Origin of the sequence: Mesorhizobium sp. M7D.F.Ca.US.004.01.2.1 (assembly GCF_003997785.1) — a bacterium.
Taxonomy (GTDB): Bacteria; Pseudomonadota; Alphaproteobacteria; order Rhizobiales; family Rhizobiaceae; genus Mesorhizobium; species Mesorhizobium loti.
On the sequence record NZ_RZRQ01000423.1, the window covers coordinates 1 to 4,348 of the forward strand.

Here is a 4,348-nt window from a genome sequence, read left to right on the forward strand (position 1 = left end):
GATGACGCCCTCGGCGACCCAGTCGCAGCGGTTGATGCCGGCGAAGATGTTGACTAGGATGGTCTCGACATTCTTGTCGCCGAGCACGGCGCGGAAGGATTTCGCCACCCGCTCGGGCGAGGCGCCGCCGCCGATGTCGAGGAAGTTGGCCGGTTCGCCGCCGGCGATCTTGATCATGTCCATCGTCGCCATGGCGAGGCCAGCGCCGTTGATGATGCAGCCAATATTGCCGTCGAGGCCGACATAGGAGAGGCCACGGTCGCTGGCGAAAGTCTCGCGCGGGTCTTCCTGGCTCTTGTCGCGCAGTTCGGAGATTTCCGGGCGACGGAACAGCGCGTTCTCGTCGAACGACATCTTGGCGTCGAGCGCGACGAGATTGCCGTCGCGGGTCACCACCAGTGGATTGATCTCCAGCATCGAAGCGTCATAGTCGCGGAACACCTGGTAGCAGCCGAGGATGGTCTCGGTCGCCTTGCCGATCAGGTTGCTTTCAAGTCCGAGGCCGAAAGCGATCTCGCGCGCCTGGAAGCCCTGCATGCCGACACCGGGATCGACCACGGCGCGGATGATGGAATCAGGTTTTCTTTCAGAGATCTCCTCGATCTCCATGCCGCCGGCGGCGGAGGCCACGATCATGACGCGCTCTTCCTTGCGGTCGAGCACAAAGCCGAGATAGAGCTCCTGCGCGATGTCGACGGCCTCCTCGAGATAGAGCCGCGAGATCAGCTTGCCGCGCGGACCGGTCTGGTTGGTCACCAGCTTGCGTCCGAGCATGGCTTCGGCCGCGTTGGCGATCTCCTCGTCGTTGGCGCAGAGCTTGATGCCGCCGGCCTTGCCGCGCGCGCCGGAATGAACCTGCGCCTTTAGCACCCATTTGCTGCCGCCGATCTCGCGCGCCCGGTAGGTCGCCTGTTCGGGGCTGTAGGCCAGTCCACCGCGCGGCACATGCACGCCGTGACGGGCAAGCAGTTCCTTGGCCTGGTATTCGTGAATGTCCATTTTGTCCTCCCGGTAATTGTCAGTGCGTCGCAGTCTGGCCGGCGCGCTCGATCGCCTCGTTGACCACCAGCACATTGCGCGCCATGCGTTCCGAAGCGGCGTCGATCATCTTGCCGTCGAGCGCTGCCGCGCCCTTGCCCTGCGCCTCGGCCTCCTTCAGCACTTCGAGGATGCGCCTGGCGCGGGTCACCTCCTTTTCCGGCGGCGAGAAGACGTCGTTAGCGAGCGCAATCTGCGAGGGATGGATCGCCCATTTGCCTTCGATGCCCAATGCCGCAGCGCGCCTTGCGCCAGCGATGTAGCCCTCAGGGTCGGAGAAATCGCCGAACGGGCCGTCGATGGCACGCAGGCCGTAGGCCCTGCAGGCAACCGTCATCCGCGATAGAGCGAAATGCCACTGGTCGCCGGGATAGTCGGGGTTGAGGCCGCCGATGTTGACGGTGCGCGCCTTGCAACTCGCGGCATAGTCGGCGACGCCGAAATGCATCGCCTCCAGGCGGCCTGATGTAGCGGCGATCGCTTCGACATTTGCCATGCCGAGCGCCGTCTCGATGAGGGCTTCGAGGCCGACGCGGGTCTTGTAGCCCTTGGCCATCTCGATCTGATTGACCATGGCCTCGACCATGTAGAGGTCGGCCGGAACGCCGACCTTCGGCACCAGGATGGTGTCCAGCCGGTCGCCGGCCTGTTCCATCACGTCGACCACGTCGCGGTACATGTAGTGCGTGTCGAGGCCGTTGATGCGCACCGAAACGGTCTTGCCCTTGGCGCGCCAGTCGATGTCGTTAAGCGCCTGGATGATGTTCTTGCGGGCGCGTTCCTTGTCCGGCGGCGCCACCGCGTCCTCGATGTCGAGGAAGACGAAGTCGGCGGCGCTGTTGGCCGCCTTGTCGATCATCTCGGGACTGGAGCCGGGGACAGCGAGTTCGCTGCGCTGCAGCCTCAGTTTCTTCAGATGGTTGATGGTGTGGCTCATGGCGTGCTCCCGGATCAGGCGGCTTCGGCGATGGCGGACTGCGGCGAGCGGCGGAAATGCGCGATCGCGGCACCGACACCGGAACCCGGCGCCAGCTTGACGCCGCAGTCGAGCAGCGCCAGTTCGGCGGCGGACAGTGACGCCAGCACCATCACCTCGTTCAGCCAGCCGAGATGGCCGATGCGGAAGACCTTGCCCATCACCTTGTTGAGGCCGCCGCCGAGCGACGTCTGGTAGGTGCCATAGGCTCGCTTGACGACGTCGCCGCTGTCGATGCCTTCCGGCACCAGGATGGCGCTGACGGTGTCGGAGTGCCATTTCGGCGCCTTCGCGCAGAGCTTCAGGCCCCAGGCGTCGACCGCCTTGCGCACGCCTTCGGCGAGGCGATGGTGGCGGACGAAGATGTTGTCGAGCCCTTCTTCGGCGATCAGATCGAGCGAGGCGCGCAGGCCGCGCAGCAGTTGCGTCGCCGGCGTATAGGGGAAATACCCGGCGTCGTTGGCGCGGATCATGTCCTCGAACGAGAAGAAGCAGCGTCGGTGGGAGGCGACCCTGGAAGCGACGAGCGCCTTCTTGCTGACTGAGAGGAAGCCGAGGCCGGCTGGCAGCATGAAACCTTTCTGCGAGCCGCTGACGGCGCAGTCGACACCCCATTCTTCCTGACGGAAGTCGATCGAGCCGATCGACGAGACGCCGTCGACAAAGAGAAGGGCAGGGTGGTTCGCCGTGTTGAGCACGGCCCGGCAGCCGGCGACATCGCTGGTGACGCCGGTCGCGGTCTCGTTCTGCGTGCAGAAGACTGCCTTGATGCGGTGTGCCTTGTCCGCCTTCAGCCTTTCCGCGTAGAGGTCGAGCGGCACACCGGTTCCCCACTCGCAGTCGATAACGTCGACCTCAAAGCCAAGGCGCTCGGCCATGTCGACCCATAGATGCGAGAACTGGCCGAAGCGCGACATCAGCACGCGATCGCCGGGGCTAAGCACATTGGTCATGGCTGCCTCCCAAGCGCCGGTGCCCGACGACGGGTAGATGAAGACGCGGCCGGTTTCGTTCTTGAAAACCTTCTTGATGTCCTCGAACAGCGGCAGGGTGAGTTCAGGGAACGAGGCGGCGCGCATGTCCTCCATCGGCAGGTTCATCGCTTGCCGGACCTGCTCCGGAATGTTGGTGGGTCCTGGAATAAAAAGGTGGGTGAACCCAGCCATGCGCGAACTCCTCCGATGTTAGAGATTATGGAGGGGAGTGTCGTCTCGGCGGCGAGGAGCAACAACACCTTGGCGGGTAAGTTCTCGCCGCGCCCGGGTGGGGCGAGCCTACCCACTTGGCCCTACCCATTGGGCCTACCCATTGGGCCTACCCATTGGCCTACCCGGTCGTCCTACCCGACAGGCAGCCTGGGAGTGCGGCGCTTCTCGCTCGAATAGAGGGCGACTGCCATCGCCCGGTTGCGGACGTCAAGCTTGTCGTAGAGATTCTTGAGGTGGTATTTCACCGTATTCTCGGAAATTCCCGTGCGCGTCGCGATCTGAAGATTGGTCCAGCCGTCGGACAGTACCGCCAGCAGCTCGCGCTCGCGCACCGTGAGCTGCGCCAAAGGCGTGTCGTTGACCTTGTTGATGTCGATGTAGGGGATGCAGATGCGGCCATGCGCGACCGCCAGGATAGTCTCGAAGATAATATGCGGATCATCGAACTGGAAGCAGTAGCCCTGAGCCCCGAGCCGCACGCATTGCTTCAGGATGCCGATGTCATGGTCGTTGGAAAACACCGTGATACGCATATCGAGCTTGCGGCTCTGGACCTCGGCCAGAACATCCGCGCCGTCCATGTCGGCGAGCCTCCAGCCGATGACGGCGACATCGAATTTGGTCTTCGTCGCCAGTTCCAGGAGTTGCTTGCCGCTCTGCACGGCGCTCAGCAATTCGAAACGTCCGTCGCATTCCAGCATTTCGCGCAGCGCCGATATGACAAGCGGATTGCGCTCGGCGACAACGACGCGAACGCGTTGCTGTCCTGATGTGACCTCGTTCGTTGTCGCCGACCTTGCGCTCAAGGGCTTCCGTTCTGGACCGGTTGCGGACATGGGCGGATCCGGCTGATATCCGGACCCTGTGCCACGACAATCGCCGCAACCGCACAAGGGTGCTCTTTCCCCAGCGACATGTGCTGTCGCGTCCCCTGAACCGGTATCCCGTTGGTTTGTGACAGGATCGGCATTCCAGGTCGGGCATCGGCAATACCGTCTCTCGGTGAAGGGAAGCAGGTAGGAGAGTGTGCATTTCGTTTGATATTCCGAGCGTTAGAGCGACAAATTCCCAAATCGATTCATGTTGCCGCGCTATCTCTGGAATGAGCGTCGGATTTTCCCAAAAC

Annotated in this window: 4 protein-coding genes; all 4 read right to left on the reverse strand. The window is 63.1% G+C overall.

Going from position 1 to position 4,348, the window contains the following annotated elements; translation table 11 throughout:
• The coding region (locus EN993_RS32090; protein ID WP_127265786.1) for a malate--CoA ligase subunit beta at positions 1-999 on the reverse strand (999 nt) is incomplete at its 3' end.
• A gap of 19 nt (positions 1,000-1,018) precedes the next feature.
• Positions 1,019-1,975, reverse strand: a complete 957-nt coding sequence (locus EN993_RS32095; RefSeq protein ID WP_109667929.1) for a CoA ester lyase — start codon at positions 1,973-1,975, stop codon at positions 1,019-1,021.
• Positions 1,976-1,989: 14 nt separating this feature from the next.
• Positions 1,990-3,180, reverse strand: coding sequence for an aminotransferase class V-fold PLP-dependent enzyme (locus tag EN993_RS32100; protein WP_127265788.1), 1,191 nt, complete (start codon positions 3,178-3,180; stop codon positions 1,990-1,992).
• 173 nt (positions 3,181-3,353) lie between these two features.
• Positions 3,354-4,028 (reverse strand): response regulator transcription factor, encoded by a 675-nt coding sequence (locus EN993_RS32105; protein WP_245462868.1) that lies wholly within the window; start codon positions 4,026-4,028, stop codon positions 3,354-3,356.
• Between the last annotated feature and the right edge of the window lie 320 nt (positions 4,029-4,348).

What these genes read in the sequence shown, in the direction of transcription:
- EN993_RS32095 (WP_109667929.1), bottom strand. Translation starts at nt 1,975, where the DNA reads ATGAGCCACACCATCAACCATCTGAAGAAACTGAGGCTGCAGCGCAGC.
- EN993_RS32100 (WP_127265788.1), bottom strand. Translation starts at nt 3,180, where the DNA reads ATGGCTGGGTTCACCCACCTTTTTATTCCAGGACCCACCAACATTCCG.